The sequence below is a fragment of the Proteus vulgaris genome, assembly GCF_016239305.1.
GTDB lineage: Bacteria > Pseudomonadota > Gammaproteobacteria > Enterobacterales > Enterobacteriaceae > Proteus > Proteus vulgaris_C.
Genome location: NZ_JAEHOQ010000005.1, coordinates 13,380 through 36,706 on the forward strand (window position 1 = coordinate 13,380; position 23,327 = coordinate 36,706).

At 38.3% G+C, this 23,327-nt stretch carries 22 protein-coding genes; 3 read left to right on the top strand and 19 right to left on the bottom strand.

What is annotated here, in order from left to right; translation table 11 throughout:
* Window positions 1-33: 33 nt before the first annotated feature.
* From ubiB to udp, 7 genes are all read right to left on the bottom strand, one after another.
* Window positions 34-1,671, bottom strand: coding sequence for a ubiquinone biosynthesis regulatory protein kinase UbiB (gene ubiB / locus JEP40_RS04735; protein WP_198622677.1), 1,638 nt, complete (start codon window positions 1,669-1,671; stop codon window positions 34-36).
* Window positions 1,671-2,312, bottom strand: coding sequence for a ubiquinone biosynthesis accessory factor UbiJ (locus tag JEP40_RS04740; RefSeq protein WP_198622678.1), 642 nt, complete (start codon window positions 2,310-2,312; stop codon window positions 1,671-1,673). Before JEP40_RS04740 ends, ubiB begins: the two co-directional genes overlap by 1 nt.
* Window position 2,313: 1 nt before the next feature.
* Window positions 2,314-3,069 (bottom strand): bifunctional demethylmenaquinone methyltransferase/2-methoxy-6-polyprenyl-1,4-benzoquinol methylase UbiE, encoded by a 756-nt coding sequence (gene ubiE, locus JEP40_RS04745; protein ID WP_075672293.1) that lies wholly within the window; start codon window positions 3,067-3,069, stop codon window positions 2,314-2,316.
* Between the two features lie 84 nt (window positions 3,070-3,153).
* Window positions 3,154-4,494 (bottom strand): DNA recombination protein RmuC, encoded by a 1,341-nt coding sequence (rmuC, locus tag JEP40_RS04750; RefSeq protein ID WP_198622679.1) that lies wholly within the window; start codon window positions 4,492-4,494, stop codon window positions 3,154-3,156.
* A gap of 102 nt (window positions 4,495-4,596) precedes the next feature.
* On the bottom strand, window positions 4,597-5,127 hold the full coding sequence (locus JEP40_RS04755) for a DedA family protein (RefSeq protein WP_198622680.1): 531 nt from the start codon (window positions 5,125-5,127) through the stop codon (window positions 4,597-4,599).
* 71 nt (window positions 5,128-5,198) lie between these two features.
* Window positions 5,199-5,981, bottom strand: a complete 783-nt coding sequence (locus JEP40_RS04760; RefSeq protein WP_198622681.1) for a tyrosine-protein phosphatase — start codon at window positions 5,979-5,981, stop codon at window positions 5,199-5,201.
* A gap of 152 nt (window positions 5,982-6,133) precedes the next feature.
* On the bottom strand, window positions 6,134-6,892 hold the full coding sequence (udp, locus tag JEP40_RS04765) for a uridine phosphorylase (protein ID WP_023583501.1): 759 nt from the start codon (window positions 6,890-6,892) through the stop codon (window positions 6,134-6,136).
* Between the two features lie 508 nt (window positions 6,893-7,400).
* On the opposite strand from udp, the gene JEP40_RS04770 reads away from it, so the two are divergent.
* Window positions 7,401-7,793, top strand: a complete 393-nt coding sequence (locus JEP40_RS04770; protein ID WP_198622682.1) for a YidB family protein — start codon at window positions 7,401-7,403, stop codon at window positions 7,791-7,793.
* 91 nt (window positions 7,794-7,884) lie between these two features.
* On the opposite strand, the gene JEP40_RS04775 is transcribed toward JEP40_RS04770, so the two are convergent.
* Complete coding sequence (locus tag JEP40_RS04775; RefSeq protein WP_198622683.1) at window positions 7,885-8,712, bottom strand: hypothetical protein; 828 nt, start codon at window positions 8,710-8,712, stop codon at window positions 7,885-7,887.
* Window positions 8,713-8,887: 175 nt separating this feature from the next.
* Entirely contained in the window at window positions 8,888-11,161 is a 2,274-nt protein-coding gene (gene metE, locus JEP40_RS04780) for a 5-methyltetrahydropteroyltriglutamate--homocysteine S-methyltransferase (protein WP_198622684.1), read from the bottom strand.
* A 106-nt stretch (window positions 11,162-11,267) separates the two neighbouring features.
* On the opposite strand from metE, the gene metR reads away from it, so the two are divergent.
* Window positions 11,268-12,221 carry an HTH-type transcriptional regulator MetR gene (gene metR, locus JEP40_RS04785; RefSeq protein WP_198622685.1) on the top strand — a complete coding sequence of 318 codons (954 nt, stop codon included), beginning with the start codon at window positions 11,268-11,270 and terminating at the stop codon, window positions 12,219-12,221.
* On the opposite strand, the gene JEP40_RS04790 is transcribed toward metR, so the two are convergent.
* From JEP40_RS04790 to JEP40_RS04835, 10 genes are all read right to left on the bottom strand, one after another.
* Complete coding sequence (locus tag JEP40_RS04790; RefSeq protein ID WP_198622686.1) at window positions 12,136-13,008, bottom strand: carboxylate/amino acid/amine transporter; 873 nt, start codon at window positions 13,006-13,008, stop codon at window positions 12,136-12,138. The genes metR and JEP40_RS04790 overlap by 86 nt on opposite strands.
* Before the next feature lie 2 nt (window positions 13,009-13,010).
* On the bottom strand, window positions 13,011-14,660 hold the full coding sequence (locus JEP40_RS04795) for a Na+/H+ antiporter (protein WP_198622687.1): 1,650 nt from the start codon (window positions 14,658-14,660) through the stop codon (window positions 13,011-13,013).
* 393 nt (window positions 14,661-15,053) lie between these two features.
* On the bottom strand, window positions 15,054-15,557 hold the full coding sequence (locus tag JEP40_RS04800) for a GNAT family N-acetyltransferase (protein ID WP_198622688.1): 504 nt from the start codon (window positions 15,555-15,557) through the stop codon (window positions 15,054-15,056).
* Window positions 15,558-15,684: 127 nt separating this feature from the next.
* Entirely contained in the window at window positions 15,685-17,031 is a 1,347-nt protein-coding gene (locus tag JEP40_RS04805; protein WP_198622689.1) for an NCS2 family permease, read from the bottom strand.
* Window positions 17,032-17,525: 494 nt separating this feature from the next.
* The gene (locus JEP40_RS04810; protein ID WP_198622690.1) at window positions 17,526-18,035 is read right to left on the bottom strand and encodes a DUF6392 family protein; all 510 of its coding nucleotides are present in this window, start codon (window positions 18,033-18,035) and stop codon (window positions 17,526-17,528) included.
* A gap of 8 nt (window positions 18,036-18,043) precedes the next feature.
* Window positions 18,044-18,589 carry a DUF6392 family protein gene (locus JEP40_RS04815; RefSeq protein ID WP_232799154.1) on the bottom strand — a complete coding sequence of 182 codons (546 nt, stop codon included), beginning with the start codon at window positions 18,587-18,589 and terminating at the stop codon, window positions 18,044-18,046.
* The gene (locus JEP40_RS04820) at window positions 18,586-19,539 is read right to left on the bottom strand and encodes an S-type pyocin domain-containing protein (RefSeq protein ID WP_198622786.1); all 954 of its coding nucleotides are present in this window, start codon (window positions 19,537-19,539) and stop codon (window positions 18,586-18,588) included. The genes JEP40_RS04815 and JEP40_RS04820 overlap by 4 nt, the downstream gene beginning before the upstream one ends.
* A complete protein-coding gene (locus JEP40_RS04825) occupies window positions 19,539-19,967 on the bottom strand; it encodes a hypothetical protein (RefSeq protein WP_198622691.1) in 429 nt (142 codons plus the stop codon). The genes JEP40_RS04820 and JEP40_RS04825 overlap by 1 nt, the downstream gene beginning before the upstream one ends.
* Before the next feature lie 449 nt (window positions 19,968-20,416).
* On the bottom strand, window positions 20,417-21,604 hold the full coding sequence (locus tag JEP40_RS04830; protein WP_198622692.1) for an MFS transporter: 1,188 nt from the start codon (window positions 21,602-21,604) through the stop codon (window positions 20,417-20,419).
* Window positions 21,605-21,804: 200 nt separating this feature from the next.
* The gene (locus tag JEP40_RS04835) at window positions 21,805-22,551 is read right to left on the bottom strand and encodes a sulfite exporter TauE/SafE family protein (protein ID WP_160229926.1); all 747 of its coding nucleotides are present in this window, start codon (window positions 22,549-22,551) and stop codon (window positions 21,805-21,807) included.
* A gap of 184 nt (window positions 22,552-22,735) precedes the next feature.
* Here JEP40_RS04835 and JEP40_RS04840 point away from each other — a divergent pair, with 184 nt between their 5' ends.
* Entirely contained in the window at window positions 22,736-23,314 is a 579-nt protein-coding gene (locus JEP40_RS04840; RefSeq protein ID WP_069368071.1) for a helix-turn-helix domain-containing protein, read from the top strand.
* The last annotated feature ends 13 nt before the right edge of the window (window positions 23,315-23,327 follow it).

The following is a 23,327-nucleotide window of genomic DNA, read 5'->3' on the forward strand; positions in this document are numbered from 1 at the left end:
TTAACTTGCTCAAAGACAAACTTTGATGTGTTTTTATTGTGCATTACCAGATTTGAACCAACCCCAAATCCATGCAAGAAGACCTAAACTGATAAAAACACTGAATAATGTTTTAAAACCAGAAACGAAAAACAGGCTACCGCATAAAAACAGTGTCGTACCTATACCCAATAAAAATAGAGACTGTCTCTGTTTGACTCTTTGCGAACTTATTTGTTCCGTCAATTTGTCTAGTGTTAACTTCATATTTTTATGTTGTTTCAGACTATCATAAACCAGCTCGGGTATCTCTGGCATTTTTTCAATCCAGTAAGGTGCCTTACTCTTTATGCCATTCATTAACGCTGTAATACCAATTTGGCTATGCAACCAATCTTCTAAGAAAGGTTTTGCCGTTTTCCATAAATCTAATTGTGGATACAGTTGTCGCCCAAGCCCTTCAACATAAAGTAATGTTTTTTGAAGTAACACTAATTGTGGCTGCACTTCCATATTAAAACGCCGTGCGGTATTGAACAGGTTAAGCAACACATGACCAAATGAGATCTCAGAAAGAGGTTTTTCAAAAATCGGTTCACACACAGTACGGATCGCAAATTCAAAATCTTCCACGTTGGTATCTGCTGGTACCCATCCTGAATCAACATGTAACTCTGCAACTTTTCGATAATCACGGTTAAAGAAAGCTAAGAAATTTTCAGCTAAATAACGTTTATCTTCTTTATTTAATGAGCCGACGATACCGCAATCAATGCCGATATAATATGGATTTTCAGGGTGATCATAGCTAATAAACACATTTCCAGGATGCATATCCGCATGGAAAAAACTGTCTCTAAACACCTGAGTGAAAAAGACTTTTACGCCACGCTCAGCAAGAAGCTTCATATTCGTCTTTTGTGCATTCAACGCTTCAATGTCAGAAACGGGAATACCATAAATACGTTCCATCACCATCACATTTTCATGGCAATAATCTGAATACACTTCAGGAATATAAAGCATTGAGCTATTTTCAAAATTACGACGAAGTTGAATAGCATTAGCGGCTTCACGCAGTAAATTTAGCTCATCAAGTAATGTTTTTTCGTATTCGCGGATCACCTCTTTTGGTCGTAAACGACGACCATCAGGTAAAAAGGGTAATAAATTTGCCAAGCGATACATCAAACGTATATCCGCTTTGATCACAGGCTGAATATCGGGACGAATAACTTTTAGCACAACTTCTTTGCCGTTTTCTTTTAATCTCGCAGTATGAACCTGAGCAATAGAAGCTGAAGCCAGAGGTGTTTCATCAAAATCATCAAACCATTGGTCGATAGGGCCACCAAATGAGTTTTCGATATATTGTCGTGCTTTCTTACCATCAAAAGGAGCAACTTTATCTTGCAATAGCGCAAGTTGGTCAGCGATTTGAGGAGGAAAAAGATCACGTCGAGTTGATAACATTTGACCTAATTTAATCCAAACTGGCCCTAATGTTTGCAATGCGAGTCGTAAGCGTTCACCTAATGGTTTTTCTGGATGCTTATTTTTGATCCAAAAGAGTGCTCGGCATCCTAATCTTGCAGGTAAAGTAATTCGATGTTTAGGAATTAATTCATCAAGCCCATAAGATAAGAATACCTGAATAATATGATAGAGGCGCTTTAACTCACTAAGGAGCATTATTTTTTCTCCAATGTGCCTAACCGTTTTTCCAGTTCGGCTGTTTGCTGTGCAAGTTGTTCTATTTCATCATAAAAATGGACTGTTTCTAATGCACTAGGTGCGGTTTTCCACTCTTCAATTAACGCATCACGTAAATAGCCTTTTTGGTGACTCAAGAGTGAAGAAAATAACTGAACGCCCTTTCCTGCAACAACAGTCAAACTTTGCGCTGCTATATCGCCAATATAAGGCGCCAAATATTGCGCGGGGTCCCACTGCGCCATATCTAGCAATGCAGACCAATTTTGAACAACCTGCATATCACCATCAATAGTGATATCGCCACGATTGATCAGTTCTGACATTTTCTGGCGATCGCGAAGCTTAATCAGAGTGAGTAATTTTGTTTTTATCAAACAATCAGTTTCATCATCCCACTGGCTTAATACATCAACTTGTTGTTCGCTAAAGACTAAGTAGATGGAACGAGGAAACTCATTGATAGAAAGCGCCAACACTTTGCCCGCAAGACGATTGCGGGCAGGTTTAAGCACATTTTCCTGATATAAAACGTGATTAAGTGCGGTTTCCATCGATGCTGTTAACAGCGGATACAGCACTTGAGAAGCAATATCATAAGAAAAAGTGGCTTTTTCCATCTCAGAATTTAAATCCTTTGTGTAGAGCAACTATACCGCCAGTCATGTTGGTATAGGTCACTTGGTCAAATCCCGCTTCTTCCATCATACCTTTTAAGGTTTCTTGGTCTGGATGCATACGAATTGACTCCGTTAAATAACGGTAACTTTCTGCATCATTCACAATCACTTGACCAATTTTTGGTAAGATATGGAAAGAGTAAGCATCATAAATTTTACTTAAAGGATCAAGAACCGGTTTAGAGAACTCCAGCACCAGCAAACGTCCACCTGGTTTCAATACACGAAACATGGAGCGTAATGCTTTCGCTTTATCAGTCACATTACGTAAACCAAAAGAGATAGTGATGCAGTCAAAATGGTTATCAGGGAAAGGTAACTCTTCAGCATTCGCTTGTACGTAATTAACATTACCCACAATACCGTGATCGCGTAGCTTCTCACGCCCCATTTTCAGCATTGAATCATTAATATCAGCTAAAACAACTTCCCCATTTTCACCTACCAGGCGAGAGAATTTAGCTGTTAAATCACCCGTACCGCCCGCAAGATCAAGAACACGTTGGTTACGTCTTACACCACTTGCTTCAATGGTATAACGTTTCCAGATACGGTGGACACCGAAAGACATCAAGTCGTTCATTAAATCATATTTAGACGCGACAGAGTGAAAAACCCTTGCAACCATGGTTTGTTTATCATCTTTGTCAACGGTTTGGAAACCAAAATCTGTTGTTTCCTTAGTTTGTTGAGTCATATTATTTGCCCGCTAATTAATCAAAATTTAGTAAATTCAGTACTGATCTTATTTTTGGAAATCTTTATCTCTTTATTTTTCAAATCAATCAGACGTCGATTTTTCAATGAGATCATTATCAATCGTTTTTTTTATCTCAACCCCTAGGGATTTGAAGCCTTCCGCTTGACTGATAAGATTTCCGCGACCTTCAGAGAGTTTTTTCATCGCCAATAAATAGCCAGACTGCGCTTTTTGAATACTGTTTCCTAGCCCTTGCATATCATCAACGAAAAGTCTTAATTTGTCATACATTTTAGCCGCTCTGTCCGCAATTTCTTGCGCATTTTGGCTTTGATATTCATATCGCCACAATGCGGCTATTGTACGCAAAGCAACAAGTAAAGTAGATGGCCCAACTAACATTATATTGTTTTTCAATGCTTCTTCTAACAAGTCAGGAGAATGGCCAATTGCAACAAGATAAGCTGGCTCTATGGGTATAAACATCAAAACATAGTCTAAAGATGTGACACCGGGTAGTTTATGATAATCTTTTACACTCAATCCTTTAATATGTGTTCTAATTGAGTTTACATGCGCACAAAGCGCCTGTTTGCGTTCATTATCATCATGACTACTAAAATACTTTTCATACGCCACCAGCGACATTTTAGCGTCAATAATAACATCCCTACCATGAGGTAAGTGCACAATAACGTCAGGTTGATAGCGACCACCATTTTCATGGCGAATACTCACCTGTGTTTCAAATTCATGGCCTTCACGTAATCCTGAAGACTCTAATATACGCGCTAATACCGTTTCACCCCAGTTACCTTGGACTTTATTGTCCCCTTTTAAGGCATTTGTTAGGTTAACCGCTTCTTGTGCCATTTTGACATTTAATTGTTGAAGCTGGCGAATTTCATGAACCAAGGTATGTCTTTCTCTGGCCTCTTGTCCAAAACCATCTTGAACTTGGCGTCGAAAATTTTCCAGTTGTTCACGAAAAGGTGATAGTAAATGCGTTAGTCCTTGTCGATTTAATTCTTCAGCTTTACGTCCACTTTGTTCAAAAATACGATTAGCCAGATTTTCAAACTGCGTCGCAAGACGTTGTTCACTATTGACTAATAGTCGCTGTTTTTCTTCAGCAGATAAACGGCTTTCTTCCCACCGCGTTGTCACTTCTCTTAATTCTGCTTCTTGAGAGGTAATAATTTCTCGTTGAGCACGCAATTCTTGCTCTAGTTGTTCTATATGCTGTTGTAAAGTGGGAATAATTGCTGATTTTTCTTGAGCAACGGCAAGCTGTGTGTAATTTTCACGTAGCATGGCTTCTTTATCAGCTAAACGTTGTTGGATAGACCACCAAACAAGCGCGCCACCGACCAGTACACCGCCTAATAAACCAATGATCCCATATAACAACTGAATATCCACTAAAGTGACCTTTTTACTTTCCAGCGGGCTACGTTAAAACGCATAGGTAATATTGTCTAGCAACAATTTACATCGTGACTTGATTTGCGATAAAGGACGCAGTTATCCCACCCATTTCGCAAGCCATTGCAAACCAAAAGCACCTGGAGCCAAAATACCAAATGCCCAAATCATGGCCGATGTTAAATTAGCAATTTGAAAATAACGCTGAGGCATTGCACAAATGCCCGCAACTAATGGAACAATCGCACGAAAAGGCCCAAAAAAACGCCCAATAAATACGCCCCAGATCCCCCAACGATTAAAAAATTGATGACCTCTAACAAGGGTTTGTGGTGATCGCGAGATTGGCCATAAATTTCTCACACCTTCTTTATAGTGAAAACCCACCCAGTACGAAACCCAATCTCCGAAAAAAGCACCTAATGCAGCAGCAAGCCAAATCGGCCAGAAAAACAAGCCACTTTCACCAATTAAAGCCCCTAATCCCAATAAAATAACCGTTGCGGGGATCAACAAAGAGATAAAAGCAAGTGATTCACCAAAAGCAAGAAGGAACACGATAGGAATAGCCCAGATTTCGTGCTCTTTTACGAAGAGAGTGATGGTATGAATGATGTCTTGTACTGTCAAAATAGAGGCCTTAAATTCGGTTAACCTAAGTAAAATAAAACAGACTGATTAACCGAATATAAATCACTTCATTATTCGAGAAAATAATTTTGTAAAATATCTCGGCTGGTAGCATCTAAACCAATATCTTTCTCTAGCCATGTATCCACGTTGCCATAGTGTTGATTAATACTGGCTAGTGCCGTTTGTAAAAACTCTTCTTGTACCGAATAAACATAAGCAAATTTATCAACAATATTTTCACTCATGGTCTTAGCATGTTCTTCTAGAAGGTAAGCACGATAAGGTGCCAATGTTTCATTAGTCAGTAGGTAGTCTTCCATCACCACATCTAAAGAAGCTCCTAATGCAAACAAGACTAATGCAGAACCAACCCCTGTTCTATCTTTACCTACTGCACAATGTTGCACTACGCCCCCTTTTTCAGGTTGCTTTAATAGCGTAGCCAGTTGCTTATACGCAGGATTATTAATAGGTAGTAATTTATATAACTGAAACATAAATGCTTTAGCATCAAATTGCTCTAATATTTCAGGCGTCAATTTTTCAAGATTAGCGGAGACTTCTTTTGATAATGGATTTGCAGGAGCATGATAATATTGAGCGCCTTCCCAAACCCTGTCTGGTTTATCAATAATTTCGCCTGCATCACGATAATCAATGATTTGAAAAAGATTTCTATCGATGAGAAGAGATTGATCTGTATGGGTTAATCTATCCAATGATCCTGAGCGAAAGAGCATTCCAGGTTTAATAACACCACCGTTACTTAATTTTTTCCCACCTAAATCACGAAAGTTGATCCCACCAACTAAAGGCAACACCGAAGGATGTATTTGTAAGATATCAGTCATAACGCCTCTTCTCATTATTATGTTGTTAAGTTCTTAAAGAACCTTAACAGAAATCATCTTCTATTGTCATGTCATATAAACGTGATGAATTACCATACAAAAAAAGCCCTTAATACTTTTGTATTAAGGGCTTTAGCATTCAATTGAAACGCTTATTTCATTAAAATACGAGCCGCTTCAATAACGATACCAAGTGCATTGTTTTCTGTTTTCTTCAGTAATTCTGCATCTGGAATTTCTTGCTGAGTACGGTTTACGATAACGCCCGCAACCATACCTGCACGTAAACCTTGGCTTGCACACATTGTTAGTAATGTTGCAGATTCCATTTCATAGTTCATTACGCCCATTTCTTGCCACTCTTTCATCGAGCCTTTGAAACGGCGAACAACGCGACCTGTATAAGTGTCGTAACGTTCTTGTCCTGGATAGAATGTATCAGAAGACGCAGTTACACCTACGTGTACAGTTGAGCCATTGTCTTTAGCGGCTTTGTACAGTGCATTCATACATTCAAAGTCAGAAACAGCTGGGAATTCCATTGGAGCAAAGTGTAAGCTCGCGCCATCTAAACGGACGGCGGCCGTAGTCACAAGAATATCACCTACGTTGATATGTTCTTGAATTGCACCTGTTGTACCAATACGTAAGAAAGTACGAATACCTAATTGCGCTAATTCTTCAACTGCGATAGAGGTAGATGGGCCACCGATACCTGTTGAGCAAACAATAACCGCTTTGCCATCAATTTCGCCACGCCATGACGTGTATTCACGTAAAGAAGCCAGATGGACAGGGTTATCCATTAATTTTGCAATTTTTTCAACACGCTTAGGATCACCTGGAACAATTGCTAAAGTGGCACCCTGTAGGTCATTTTTGGTTAAACCTAAGTGAAATACATCAGACATATCGGACTCCTCAATGGGACAAAACCAATGATCATTAAATTAAGGCTTACTTTATCAGCTTTACAGACCTTTTTAGTGACCAATATCACCTACAAGGCGCTAAACAAAGTAACAATTTCATAAAATTGTGATTATCATCACGAAATATGGCGTTCGAAATACATTTTCAGCAAATACATTATCAATATTTGCTTACTTCAATCATTCAAGATACTCATACATCCATCCTAATTAATTAGTATAGATGCAATAAACACCTTATCGAATATAAATACCCAAATACATACTCCAATATACATACTCTAAATAATTCAAGGTGTAGCTAGGCGACAAATGAACGAGTCGCTAGGAGCATAAATAGTATGTGACTAGTGCGAGAGAATGAAGTCAACAACGCTACAGCTTGAAGTATGACGAGTAGCTTGAAGTCTAACGAGCATAACGCGTACACTACCCGCCCTTAAAACAAACATCTTAATGTGACAAACACCTCGTCACTGGAGTAAACATGAGCTTATTTAACCAAATTGCAAGCCTATTGGGTGGCGAAAAAATCAATCAATATAAAACTGTCCTCGACTGGGTTGAGTCTCAAGGCGGTATTGAAGGCTTAATAAAGCAATTTGATACAGCGGGTTTAAGTGAGCTGATCCAATCTTGGATAAGTACAAATACAAATTTACCTATCAGTGCTGAACAAATTGTAACTGTTTTCTCATCGCCTGTTATTAACGAACTTGCGTCAAAGATTAATTTAAGTACAACTGAAGCCTCTGAAATGGCAGCTCAATATTTACCTAAATTAATTGATAAAGTGACACCAGATGGAGTGGTACCTAAAGATTTAGATTTAGTCAGTGCAGGGATGGATATCCTAAAAGCGAAGATTTTTGGTAGTTAAATAAACAAACTGTTTTAATCGTGCTTATTTAATGCGTTTTCCCTTACATCCATAAGAGAAAACGCATTACGCTCTTAATAATCAAAATTGATTACAGCAAACCTTCTTCAATTAACGCGTCATGGAAACGTTGCTTCTCTTCTGGCGTTGCTTGAATACGCTCTAAAGGCACATCTAAAGCATAAGGGATATTTTGTTGTGGTGAATAAACGGCTAATACATAGGTATTTCCATTTTGCTCAATCACAATAGGAGGCGTTTTCTTATTTCCTGAATAAGCAGTACGAATATCTTTACCATCCAAGTTAAGATGATAAGTTGCAATAAATTGCTTATTACTCACAACCATTTTTGCTGGGATTGCTATTAATTTTAGAGGCTGAGTTCCCACTGATAATAATGCTTTTCTCACTTTACTCGTCAATATTTGACGATAAATAAAAAAGATCACACTAAACCCAAATAAGCCGATAAAAATAACCGTACTAATTAGGCGAAGCCAAATATTATTTATCGCTACATCAACGGTCATTTTGCTAAGATCATTTGCATCAGCAACGGGTTCAACTAATACATCTTTTGGACCTAAATCTAAAAAAGTAAAATTACGCGAAACTTCATTGCCTTTATAACGTAAATCAACACTACAGTTAGTAAGAACGAAGAGTTGTGAGCGGCAAGAGCCCTTCACCGTAGCATCAACGGGTACTGCATTCTCACTGATTTTATAATCATAAAGAATATTAGGGATTTGATATGCACTAAATACAGTCAATGCTAACATCACAATCACTAAAAATAAGGTGCGAAATAATCCACCGTCTCCTCTTAGTGGAACCAATGTCAAAGGTCGGGTAGGGAAAGCATCTAATATTTTATCCGAAAGTTTAATACTGCTTTGCACAATAATTATATCCATAAAATTAGCGAGTTTTCGCAGTATAACAACTCTTCAGAATATCAATAATAAGATTTGCTCCGAGTTTTCATTAATACTCTTTTTTATTTATATAAAATTAGCCTACTATTTTGATGGTATGATTTCTTTTCAAAATGACCATTCAAAAATAGCAGACTAATCAGTAATTATTTTATTATACGTTCTGACGTAAATATTTAGCGGCTTCCACCATATTCGCTAATGCTGCACGTGTTTCGGCCCAGCCTCGTGTTTTTAATCCACAATCTGGATTTACCCATAAACGCTCTGCTGGAATACGTGATTGCGCTTTTCTTAATAATCCCACAATCCATTCCACATTTGGCACGTTAGGCGAGTGAATGTCATAAACACCAGGCCCAATTTCATTTGGGTAATCAAAGTGTTCAAAGGCTTCTAAAAGCTCCATATCTGAACGTGATGTTTCGATAGTAATTACATCAGCATCCAATGCAGCAATAGAATTCATGATGTCATTAAACTCGCAATAACACATATGAGTATGAATTTGGGTTTCATCATCGGCAATAGCGGCACTTAATTTAAAGGCATCAACTGCCCAATCAAGATAAGCTTGCCATTCATCACGACGCAGTGGTAATCCTTCACGTAAGGCTGGCTCATCGATTTGGATTATACCAATACCCGCTTTTTGTAAATCATCTACTTCATCACGCAGTGCTAGCGCGATCTGTTTTGCAATCGTTTCACGCGTCACATCTTCACGAGGGAACGACCAACATAAAATTGTCACTGGCCCGGTTAACATTCCTTTAACTGGCTTTTCAGTTAATGATTGCGCGTAAGTTGCCCAATCTACAGTAATGGCTTCAGGACGGCTAATATCTCCAATAATCACTGGTGGTTTTACACAACGTGAGCCATAACTTTGCACCCAACCATTTTGTGTAAAGACATAACCATCAAAATGCTCGCCAAAATATTCCACCATGTCGTTACGTTCAGCTTCACCATGGACTAATACGTCGAGGCCTAGGTTTTCTTGTTCTGTTATCGCCTGCTTAATATGTTCACTAATGTTTTTACGATAAGCTACTGTATCAATATTTCCTTTTTTAAAATCAAGGCGCACAGTACGAATTTCAGTGGTTTGTGGAAATGAACCAATGGTCGTGGTTGGCCATAATGGCAGATTAAACCGAGCACGTTGAACTTCTGCGCGTTGGGTATAAGGTGAGTTTCTTTCACTGTCTTGTGCTTTAATCGCCTCTAAACGAGCCGCCACTTTGGCATTATGCACGCGTGTAGAATGCTGACGTTGGCGAATTGGAGCACTGTATTGTGCCAATTGATCATCATACTCGCCTTCGGATGCATTTAGTGCCTTAGCCAACAAAGCCACTTCTTCACATTTTTGAACAGCAAAAGCAAACCAACTTTTTACTTCATCATCAAGTTTAGTTTCTGCCTTTAAATCAATTGGGCTGTGCAGTAATGAACATGAAGTTCCGATCCATAATGGGCGTTTACCTTTTAGCGCAACGACTTGCTGATAACGTGTACTCAAATCGGCTTTCCAAACATTACGGCCATTAATGACACCTAATGACAGCACCCAATCTTTGGGTAATGTTTGATGTAAATGTTGCAAATCATCTTGACCTGCTGAAATATCAACATGAAGCCCATTAACAGGTAAGTCCTTAATAATATCAAGATGATGAGAAATACCATCAAAGTAAGTCGTCAACAGTAATTTAACTTGCCCTGCTAATGCTTGATAAGCGGTTTGGTATGCGCTTTGCCATTCAATTGGTAAATCCAATACTAATGCAGGCTCATCAATTTGTACCCATTCAATACCTTTCTCTTTTAATGCAGTAAGAACTTGTTGATATATAGGTAAAATTTCTTTTAAAAGCGTTAATCTATCAAATTCAGGCCCTTTCACTTTGCCTAACCAAAGATAAGTCACGGGACCCAGCAACACTGGTTTTATTTTATGGCCAAGAGCTAATGCTTCATCTACTTCATCTAATAGCTCTTTCCATGCAAAGGTAAATGATTGACCTTGTTGGAATTCAGGAACGATATAGTGATAGTTAGTATTAAACCATTTCGTCATTTCAGATGCAGCAACAGGCTTACCCGTTGGTGCTCTACCACGCGCAACTCTAAATAATGTATCAAGATCCAATGAGCCATCTTCATTACGGTGACGAGGTGGCACATTGCCTAACAATAGACTTGTTCCTAAAACTTGGTCATACCAAGCAAAATCACCCACAGGTAATAATTCAACTCCTGCATCTGCTTGCTGTTGCCAGTGACGAGCACGAAGCGTTTTACCTACTGCGATAAGTTCTTCTTGTGAAATCTTGCCTGCCCAATAATTTTCTTGTGCCTTTTTTAGCTCTCTATCTAAGCCAATACGAGGGAAACCCAGTGTGTGATTGCGAATTGTCATAATTAAAATCCTGTTTTTAGCCGTCTAGATGTTTACACATCCATAATCTACAGGTAGTGTATAAATCACAAGCGCAAATTTTTCATCAACAACCTGAAGGTTTCTCATGATAGAAATAAAACACTTAAAAACGATATTGGCATTAAAGCACACTGGCTCTCTTGCTAACGCAGCAAATCAACTACATCAAACACAGTCAGCTCTTTCACATCAATTTAGTGAATTAGAACATCGTCTGGGTTATCGAATTTTTGTGCGTAAAAGCCAGCCACTGCGTTTTACCTCACAAGGTGAAGTGCTGGTCAAATTAGCCGAAGAAGTTCTACCTATCGTGCGCAGAGCGATTGAAGCCTGTAATGAGCCGGGGAGTTCAAATTTAAATATTGCGATTGAATGCCATAGTTGTATTCAATGGTTAACACCCGCATTACAGCAATATCGCCAAACATGGCCTGAAGTCAATGTCGATTTCCATTCGGGGGTTACATTTGATCCACAGCCGGCATTACTACAACGTGAATTAGATGTAGTGCTAACCTCTGATATTTTAGATGATGCGCGTTTACACTATACCCCGTTGTTTGACTACGAAGTTAAACTGGTTTTATCCCCCGACCACCCTCTCGCGGATCGCTTACATATTCAGCCACAAGATTTAATTGCAGAAACCTTATTTATTTATCCTGTGCAAAGAGAGCGCTTTGATGTGTGGCGTCATTTTTTACAGCCCGCAGGAATAACACCACATTTTAAACATGTCGATAATACATTATTGTTAATTCAAATGGTTGCGGCTGGTATGGGGATCGCAGCGCTACCTCATTGGGCAGTAGAGAATTTTGAAAAACAAGGATTAGTTGTGACAAAAACATTAGGTGAAGGATTATGGAGCCGGCTATATGCAGCTAATCGTAGTGGAGAGCAACATCAACCGGCAATTCGTGAATTTATTCGTCTGTCAGGTCAGCACGCCGTTAACAACCTTCCTTTTGTAAAACAGGTCGGTGTATCCAGCGTCGATGGATCCAAAGTGATGCAACAATCAGGCTCGCGCCTATGATGAAACTTGGCCAATTTGGATGTTGTTGCCAAATAGAGAAATTGACTAATAACCCAGCTGGAACCATCATGTTATTCATAATAGCTAAGGTTCCAGCATCAACTTGTGTAGCGCCATAGTTCCACATGAAATAGCCTATTCCAGAAGCCCCTACTCCTAACCAGAATAAAACCCCCCATTGTAGTGATGTTGTTGGCATTTTCTGCCAATCAGCAAAACATAACGCACCAACCAGTGAAACGGCAACCGCACCAAGATAAAACCAAGAAAACGCATGATGTTGTGGGATCGGATGTACTTCCATTAATCGCTTATACCCCACCTGACCGATAGCAAAGAAAATATTAGCAAGTTGCACTAATAACAATCCATACCAAAAATCATCACTTAAATGGTCATAGCGAATAATAGCTGCCCCTAATACTGCGAGTAAGGAGCTGAATACATAACCCCAGCGTAATTTTTGACGTTCTAATAGATCATAAATTAACGTGACATAAAGCGGTGTTAATACGGTAAACAGTAAGAATTCTGCGACGGTCAAATAGTTATAAGCATGGAAGACAAACAGATACATAATACCAAGTTGGCAAGCTCCCACACTCATATAAAGCAAAATTACCTTAAAACGAATTCCCTTCCAACGTAAGAAAGGTAAGAAGACCAAAGCCGCTAAAGAAACACGGATCAAAACAGAGAGCCAACTATCAACCTGACCCGCGAGATACTCGCCGATCAAGCTAAAAGAGGCTGCCCATAACAGTGTTGTAATAATGAGCAACCACATAATTAACTATCTTTCTCAACTAACAGTGCTTCCATTAAATCCAATTCATGTAGCAACAATTGGAGTGTTTCATTACTAATTTTTCGCGTAGCCCTTAAATGGTAAAGCTCACCACGCTCAGCACGTAATGCAGTTAGGCGAAAACGTCTTTCAAGATCTTCTTCTAACATGTTATGAACCATTTCATCTTGATTTGCAGTACGACGTCGTAAATAGCCTGTTACCCGAGAAGCAACTTCATTAATTTCTTCTGCATCGAGTTGCTCTTCTGTACTAGCGGCTAAACGCTCTTCCATTTTATTCAAGCTGACAATCGCCACTTCTGCCATGATTTTTCGCGCATAACGAACTTCATTTTTATCGACTTCTTTATCGGTCGTTTTCACGCCTTTTAATAGAAAAGGGAGAGAGATAATACCGACAAGGATTGACAGTAAAATAACACCCGCTGCGATAAAGATGATTTGATAACGCCCTGGGAAAGTACTGCCATCGGCTAAAAAGAGTGGAATAGAGAGCGCACCGGCTAGTGTAATCGCACCACGAACACCAGCAAATGACGAAAGCCACAGCTCACGCGTTGTATAATTGGCGAAATCAAGTGGGTGTTTTTTCATAAAGATACGGCTGATCTTTTTCATTAGCCATAACCATGTAAAGCGTAAGATAAGTAGTGCAAAATAGATAACAAATACGGCAGCAAACAACATCCACACTTCAACTTCTGGATCAAGGTCAGCCTGAATAACAGAGCTTGTCCAAATAATCGGAAGTTGTAAACCAAGCATAATAAAGACAAGGCCGTTAAAGACAAATTCAAGCATTGACCACACGCTATCCGCACGTAAACGCATTGCGAGTGGTGCATTACGAATAACACCTGATTTACTGATAGTCATACCTGCAGCAACAGCGGCTAAAATTCCTGAAAAACCAATATGCTCGGCAATTAAGTAAGACGCAAAAGGCAACAATAACATAAAGACAATTTGTGTAGCTGGATCATCGCCACTCCAGCGACTCATTAATCGCAGAGATTTACTGTAAACTAAGGTGACGCCAATACCGGCCAGTAGCCCACCAACAGCGACTTTAAAGAACTCAAGTGTTGCGCCCCCCACAGTAAACACCATGGTTCCCATTGCTACCGCAACCGCGAATTTCAACGCAACTAGGCCAGAAGCATCATTCATTAATGCTTCACCCTCTAAAATACCCATTATTCGCTTAGGTATTCGCCCTTTACCGACAATGGAGGAAAGTGCTACTGCATCGGTTGGTGAAAGTACAGCCGCTAATGCAAATGCTGAAATCAGTGGGATACTTGGCATCATCCAATAAATCAGGTAACCAATACCAACAACAGTCACCATCACTAACACAAGCACAAGAATAAAAATCTCACGCCCATTTTGGATAAATTCTCGTGTCGGTGTTTTCCAACCATCAACAAATAGCAAAGGAGGGATCAATAGGACGAGGAATAATTCAGGATCAAAAGTGACATGTAAACCAAACTGAGGCCATGCCAATAAAGCCCCTATTACAATCTGTATTAATGGTAACGGAACACGAAAGGGAATTAGTTTTGTAATAACCCCCGAAACTGAAACCACCAGTATTAAAATCAAAATAGTAAAGAAAATTTCCATGTTACCCTTACATGCCTATTTTTATCTCAAAAACCTGTTATCTTTTCCTTAAAAAAGAAAACCCTACTGAATGATAAAAAAACACACCCTGCAAAAACTTATGCGCCATGCCTTTCTTTACCTTTCCTTATTTTAAACAGATCCCACGCTGACTCATGCGTGATTATTTAAAATTAAGATTAATCGTATCTAACGCAACAAATTGCACTCTTTTTATTGCCCTTTATTTATTAACGGCATTAAACATCGAAAGCATACGTTTTTATTTCTCTTTTTCCGTCTAAGTGATGTAATTACTCGTATACAAACGTAAAACATTAAGAAATTAAATAAAAATAACAAATAAAAGACAATATCGATTAATTTTTAGAGCAATGTCGCTTATTCACATGATTATTCAATCGTTCTTAGCATCGACATCATGACAACATCACAATATTTTCCGTCTCTAAACGCAGCTTTACGGCGTATACCTTCAACTTCAAAGCCTAATTTTTTATATAAATGTAAGCCTTTTTCATTATCTGAATAGACTTCCAACTCTAAACGTGTTGCTGCTAACCAATTGAAAGCATAATCAATTGCTGTATTAACAAGTAATTTACCGACACCTTTTCCGGAATACTCAGCACCAACACCAATACCAAAACTTACAATGTGGTGACGACGAGGATGACTATTAATTATCAGAGCTAAATGTCCCGCAACTTGACCATCAATAGTTGCCACAAAATTAGGAATATTTTGTTCTGCGAATTCAAGTAATCTTTTTTTCCACATCGTCACAGAAGGGTAAGGAAATTGGCAAGTACAAATATATAAATCAGGGTGAGTATATAACTGTTGAATTGCGGCTGCGTCATCTGGTTCGCCATGGCGTATTTTTATTTCTTGCATATATTCTACCAACTATTTAACAACTAAGCTTAAATTCGACAATAGCGAATTAAAGTAGATAAATAAATAGCAAAAAAGCGGAATATAGATATATTCCGCTTTTTGTCTTTAAAACCGATGATTCGAATTAAATCGCCCACTCACCCGCATAAAATGCCACTAAAGCAATAGTAATTAATACGGTACCAATATTGAGTTTACGCCACTCGCCCGCAAATACTCGGCCAATCACTAAACAACCAAAACCAAGCATAATACCTGTAACGATATTACAGGTTAAAACAATAAAGACGGCACACACCATACCTGACATAGCATCAACAAAATCACTAAAATCTAACTTAGTGACATTACCTAACATCAATAAACCCACATACATTAGTGCAGGTGCCGTTGCATAGGCTGGAACTAAATAAGAGAGAGGTGATAAGAAAAGGATCAGTAAAAATAAAATACCCACTACAGTTGCAGTTAATCCTGTTTTACCACCCGCGGCGGTTCCTGCAGCTGATTCAACATAAACTGCTGCAGGAGCGGCACCAATCACACCCGCAAAAATACTACTGACAGAGTCAGAAGTCAGTGCTTTTCCGCCATTAATAATTTGTCCGCGTTTATCTAATAAGTTTGCTTGACCGGCAACAGCACGGATAGTCCCGGTTGCATCAAAAATAGCAGTCATGACTAATGCAAGTACACTTGGTAAAACTAAAGGTTGTAATGCTCCTTTAATATCCATCGCAAATAATAAAGAAAGCCCTTCTTCACCTAATTGAGGCATTTTAAAAACACCTTGGTATTTTACATTAGGATCGAAAATCAACCCAATAATAGAAATGGCAACAATCACCAATAATACGCCACCCGGAACTTTGCGTTTTTCTAATCCGAAAATAGCAGCTAATCCAGCAAGTGACATCAGAACAGAGAATGATGTAAATTTCCCCATTGCAACAGGTAAACCATCAAATGGGTTTTTAACGACAAGTCCAACACTATTGGCGGCAATTAAAAGTAAAAATAAACCTATCCCTATTCCTGCGCCATGAGCAATACCTGTCGGAATATTTTTTAAGATCCAAGTACGAATGCCAGTTAATGAGAAGACAGTGAATAAACATCCCATTAAAAATACGGCACCTAATGCAACAGGCACAGAGATATTTTGTCCCAAAACCAAGCTAAAAGCGGTAAATGCTGTTAATGAAATAGCACAACCAATCGCCATAGGAAGATTTGCCCACAATCCCATTAGAAGAGAGCCCAATCCCGCGACCAAACAGGTTGCAATAAAAACTGCGGTATGTGGAAAACCGGCTTGTCCTAACATACTAGGAACAACAATCACGGAATACACCATCGCCAAAAATGTCGTTAAACCGGCGATCATTTCTTTGCGAACAGTGGTACCGCGAGCTGTAAGTTTAAAATAGCTATCCAGTTTACCTGAGGTTGCTGATTGATTAGCAGACATTACATTCCTCTGACATAAAAACGGTTCACTCTCCAAAAAACGAAAACGATTACGTATCAATTAAAATAGCCTCTTATTGATAAAAATCTTAAGAGGGAGTCAAAAGCAAACGTTTGGTTTTTCGTGTGGATTGAGTGAGAGAATTTGACGCAAACGATTATCTGGTGCTTTTAGGGTAAGAATCAAGCGAAAAAACACATTTTTAATAAAAATGTCATAAAAAGATAATTTAAAGCCAGAAAAGAAGGAAAAGAAGAAAGCGACTACCTACTTTTTAGTTCGCCAATTTAGCTACATCAGATCAAGTTGAGTCTCTTTCAACAATTTTAATTCGATCTTTTAGTCACTCCGGATGATATTAAAAATGAATTAAAATAGTATAGAGATCATTCTAAATTTTTGAATGAGCAAGCCTTAAAATCATTTTGAGGGGCTTTGATGGGGATGAACGGGCGGTTTTCGCTAACTCACTCGCCCGTTTAACATAAAAGGGATTATTTGTAGTGATCTGGCTTCCAACGTGCTTCTAAATCTTCTAATAATTCAAATGTTGTTTCTTGAACAAAATTTTTCATAGTAGGGTGAAAACTCGCTATTAAAACTACTTTTTGATTTGAGTGAGTCCTCTCTTTTAATATGAACACTTCTGCCTTGCCATAGAGAGTCCCTAAGATAATATTTTCGGGGGCTTGCCTAATTGGGTTACCCATATGCTGATAAAGCCATTGGTCAGTCATAACCTGTTCTAGCCCAAAGGGGATTTTATTGGGAAATATCCAGCCATTCTTCATATTATCGGGTATTAATGTTAGTGTAATTTGAGAGAGTTTTTTCGAGGGATTTTTAAAAGCTAAAAAAACATATTCTTTGCTCATCCGTAACTTTAAAGAATTATCACCTAAATTACCTTGCGGTTTAGTTTTATAAGGGATTAACCCATCGTCATAAAGTTCATTATAGGTATCCCCTAATCGCAGCACTAAGGCTTCAGTATTCACACTCATTTGTAGTATTAAACCTCTTCGTCTGAAAGATAAAGATTTGGGTGAGGTCTATTACCTTTAGAATATTCTTCTCTAGCCTCTAAAGACTCAAATAATTCAAATGTTATATTTTGGGCAAAGGTTTTCATGGTTGGATGGAAATTAACAATTAAAATTATATTTTTATCAATATTTATATTTGTTAATTTGAAAACTTCAATTTTACCAAAAGGTATTTTTAAAATAATTTGTTCAGGAGTATATCTAATCGGGTTACCCATATGCTGATAAAACCATTGGTCGGTCATGACTTGTTCTAATCCAAATGGGATTTTATTGGGAAATATCCAGCCATTTTTCATATTATCCGGAATTAATGTCAATGTAATTTCAGAGAGTTTTTTTGATGGATTTTCAAAAGATAAAGAAACGTACTCTTTGGACATTTTAAGTGTCACTTCATCATCACCTGAATTCCCTTGCGGTTTAGTTTTATAAGGGATTAATCCGTCGTCATAAAGCTCATTATAGGTATCCCCTAATCGCAGCACTAAGGCTTCAATATTCACACTCATTTATATAATCCTCTTTCCCTATTTAATCGGTGTATTTCAGCTAAGACTTCATTCAGTTTTTCATCAGACACATTATATTCCGCTTTTAAACATCCTCTGTTCGCTTCCCAATTTCGCTCAACTGCGACTTTTAAATCCTGACTGTCATACTCTTTTCGACGTAATTTGATGTCATCGTCTAATTCTACCCAGCTCCTGTTTTTTCCACCGAAAGTTTCACTGCATTTTTGGTGTACGGATCTCGGGATAGCTACGGAAGCGACTTGATCGACCAATATATCTATTTGACTTTTTGAATATAGAGGATTTAATTTTTTATAGTACAGTCTAACTGCAGCTTGTGAGGGAATATGGTCAACTTCATAAATCCCTCCTTTAGAGAGTTTTCTTAATTTTCCGTAATAGTCGACCTCTAAAAAATTCACGAGTCTTTTTTGAAAATAAACATAAATGGCGGGGACTTCCCCCCAAGGGTCGACAATAATAAAATCATTAAAATCGTCTTCTTCCAAGGGAAAGGTTTCGATCCAACCTTCTTGTCGTTCTTCAGGAAAACCAGGAGGCGCATTCAGCGATTGTTCAGGAATAGGGTTCGGTAAGCGCCAAATTTCTTGAGGTTCAGGTAACGGAAGTGGGGGCGTCATATAGCCAAACTCACCACCGTCATGAATAAGTGTTTCTTGTTGCCCATTATCCAAACTAAACTTAACGGTATGAAAAGCATCACTGGTGTTTGAGGGGATATATTCTGCGGTATTCCTCACCATGTCCCAATGAAATGATCCTTCTATATCAGGATCTAAAAATGTTGCTGTGCCATCTTCATGACGCTCGGCAAATCGGACTCTGACATGATTGAGTCCGCTGGCTTCATTGACAACATACCCAGCGACCTTAGTGGCATATCCTGTACTTTCATCATCAACAATCCGAAACCGAACGCCCGTGATTACGGTGCTTTTTTATGAGCAAGCTGCCGTAAAGTGACTTCTTCCGTATAGTTTTGTCCTTTGACTGTCTGCGATGAGCGAGAAAACCCGCCGACTAAAAGGGGAGAATTTATCAATCTTCCAATGAACAGTTGGTCTTCATTCGGATCCCCAGCAGGCTCAGAGTGAAAAAGTAAGCCTAAAATTCCCCATCGGGAGGCAATCGCAACATCTTTAACGGCATCGAGGACACTTTGATAAGGCACAGGGGTAGGTTTAAAGATAGGTTTAGGTAATATGATGGATTTAGGCGACGCATAGGATAGTGAACGCGCTTCCATAAACAGTTTAGCCGGTGAGATAGAAACAGAAACAGGAGTTACTTGACCTCCTGCTGTTGTTTTTCCTTTATCTTCTTCTCTTCGTTTATGAATAAAATATTCCGCCATTCATTACTTCCTAAAATAATAGTATTAAGTGAAATAAGAATATCTTAACTAATTGTTTTTTAACGTTAGTTTATTTAAAAACAATAACTAGGTATATTTATCTATCATTAGTCACTTTAATCAGTTGCTTAGATAAATAATACCGCTCGTTCCCTATGTGTGGCATTAATGGTTTGCAGTATTCGTTATTTTTATCTGAAGATAGTGTTATCTTCTACTTCTAACATTAGATGAATAAACATTGTTTTAGCAAATGACCTTCTGTTCAATATAAGCATTTCTAGATTATTCTTAATAAATTTTAAAATAAGTAAAATTACGAAAAATAATTATAATCATTTATAAAAAACAATAAGATAAAATTTGAATATTTAGAAATCGAGAAAAGAGAGAGTTCTTCTATCGTATTCCTATCACCCTAAATGGAATACGATAGAGAAGAAATGATATTAAGATGAGCGACTATTGAGTGCTTCAACGCCTAGATTCCAACGTTCCATCGTTGATACTAAGAATAAGCCTGTCATGGCAACCAATAAAAAGGGTAGTGAAGATGAAGAAATTTCTGACAATGCGCCAGCCAGCAAAGGTCCAGATAAATTACCAATTCCCCATAACATAGCCGCAGACGCATTAGCGACCATCAGATCATTACCTGAGAAATATTGCCCTATTTGTACCAACGCAATGGTGTATATCGCACCCGCTGTTGCGCCCAGCACCAGTAATAAAGGCCAAATCAAAAATGTATGAGACATCGTGATAGGTAATAATAAGCTTGCGAGCAGCGTTACCACACCACAAATTCGATATAACCGCGTTCTGTTCATATGGTCAGCAAGCCAGCCAAACGGCATTTGCATAATGGCGTCACCGGCTAAAATAGCGCTTATCATCATGGCTGCAATAGCTTCAGTATGTCCCATACTTAAACCATAAATAGGAAACATTGAAAGTACGGTACCATCAAAAAAAGCAAAAAATACAATGCCACCACAGATTGCTGGTGCAACTTTAACAAAGCGAATAATAGAAAAATTAGGCTCTTGCGTATCTTTTGGTAATTTATCTCCTGTTTTCTGATCCATCATTAAAAACAGGACAATAGAGATAATATGAATAAAGACACTAATTAAAATAGGTGTCTTATCTGCGACGCCATAAAGCGCAATAATTGAAGGCCCTAATAACTGGCTAATTGTAAATACAGTGGTATATACCGCTAAAATCCGTCCACGTTTATTATCTGGTGAAAGCTCATTAATCCACGTCTCTCCTAAACAAATCATCACACCACTGGCAATACCAGTGATAAGTCGTAAAGGAAATAACAACTCTAGAGGTAAGCTTCCCATTAAAGGTAATAAGCTTATTGCAGAAATAATGGTTGCTAAAAGCATAGCAAAGCGTTTACCAATCCATTGCACAATACGCCGAGCAAAAGGTGAAATAACTAACATCCCAATAGCTGGCGCTGCGGAAATAAGCCCAATGATAGATTCACTAATACCCACTAAATTAAGGCGTAGTGCAACCATGGGAATAGTTAATCCGATAACAATCCCGATAACGCCAATACTTACCGTGATAGTTGTTATCGCAAAAACTTCGGATTGGCGATAGTTTTGATATGACATGTTTATTTGTTTCTGTGAATAACAGAAACCTCTGTAATAAAAGAAAGGGGGTTAAATAAAATATTGTTGTATTATAGGGGATAAGAAATAGATAAACATGCTTAAAAAGTAACATTAATCAGAGAAAGATCTCCGTTTGACTCACGAAGATCTTTGTCTTTCACAATATTCTCACTCCACCGTCACTTATCCTACAACACTTAAGAAAAATAACGGTAGATAAGCACAGTACCGGATGCCAATACAATGGTATAAATCACACTCATAAATCGTGCTTTTGACATACGTAATGTTAAATTTCGCCCTAACCACACGCCAGCAAACATAGCAGGCAAGAAAATAACCGCTAATTTAAGAATATCTAATTGCCAATAAATTCCTGCAAATAAGAAAATCACCACTCGCGTTAATGTACTAAAGCCAATCAATGTGGTTTGTGTGATGCGAAACTTATTTTTGTCTGCGATCCTACCTGATAAATAAATCGCATATAAAAAACCGCCACTACCAAACAATGCGCTAAAGACCCCACCAATTAACCCAAAAGGATAAACCAAGCGTTGAGAAAATTGGCTTTCTTGTTTTTTCCAAAACAGTGCATAGATTGCATAACAAGCAGCAAAAATACCTAAAAGAAGAGAGAGCAAATCAGGTCGTGTGGTTAATAAAATTGTCGCACCAACAAGACTACCAATAATAATAAGCGGGATAAGATAGCGTATCTCTTTAAAATCAGCCTGTTTACCATCTCTTAAGACATTCACTATGGCAGCACTTAAATCAATTAATGCCAATAAAGGTACTATCATTGAAAGAGGTAAATAAAGTGCTAATACGGGGCCTGCAATTAACGCGGAGCCAAACCCTGCCATACCGAAAATAACATAAGCAAAAAATAAGGTAAGTAGGCAAATAAAAAGATCAGACCAACTAAGTAAGTCCATCATAATAAACCTTGAATAATTATCATTTAACGAAGGATATTAGCGTAATTATTAAAAATCGAACAGTGATCGTAAGACGATTCACAAAATACAGCAGAAACAGGATCTCATTTTTCCGAATACGGTTAATTAGTGTTATTATCTAATCGGAATGACACTTTTAAACTAACGATATTTTGAATTGGCAATGAACCCACAACCTCCTAAAAAAACAAATGAATACCTTGGTAATAAAGTCAAACAATTAAGGCAATCTCGAAACTTGTCACTTAATGAGTTATCAAGAAAATCGGGAATATCCAAGGCTGCATTGTCAAAATTAGAATCCGGTGATTCTAATCCTAGAATCGATACCTTAGAGGCTATCGCGATAGCCCTTGGCTTTCCTTTGGGAGATTTATTTAGTTTTACACGCGAAGAGTACCCTCGCTTAGAACGACATAAACCTATCGTTGGTGATTATGCCCAAGAATTTAAATTCCGTATTGGTATCGGCAATATTACTGAGATTTGGCATATTGAGATGAAGCATGGGGCAATTATTAATAGCCCTGCTCACGCTGATGGTACGCAAGAACACATCATGGTCTATTCTGGTAAATTAATGATGCGTTTTGATAACGACGAAACTGTCTTATTAGAAACAGGTGATTTTTACGCTTTTCATGGCAATGCTCCCCACTCTTATATCTGTGTGGAAGGACATTTACGCGCTTCTGTGATTATGTCTAGCCCAAATCAACAGCATTACCACCATCGTCCTTAAGCACTATATTGGC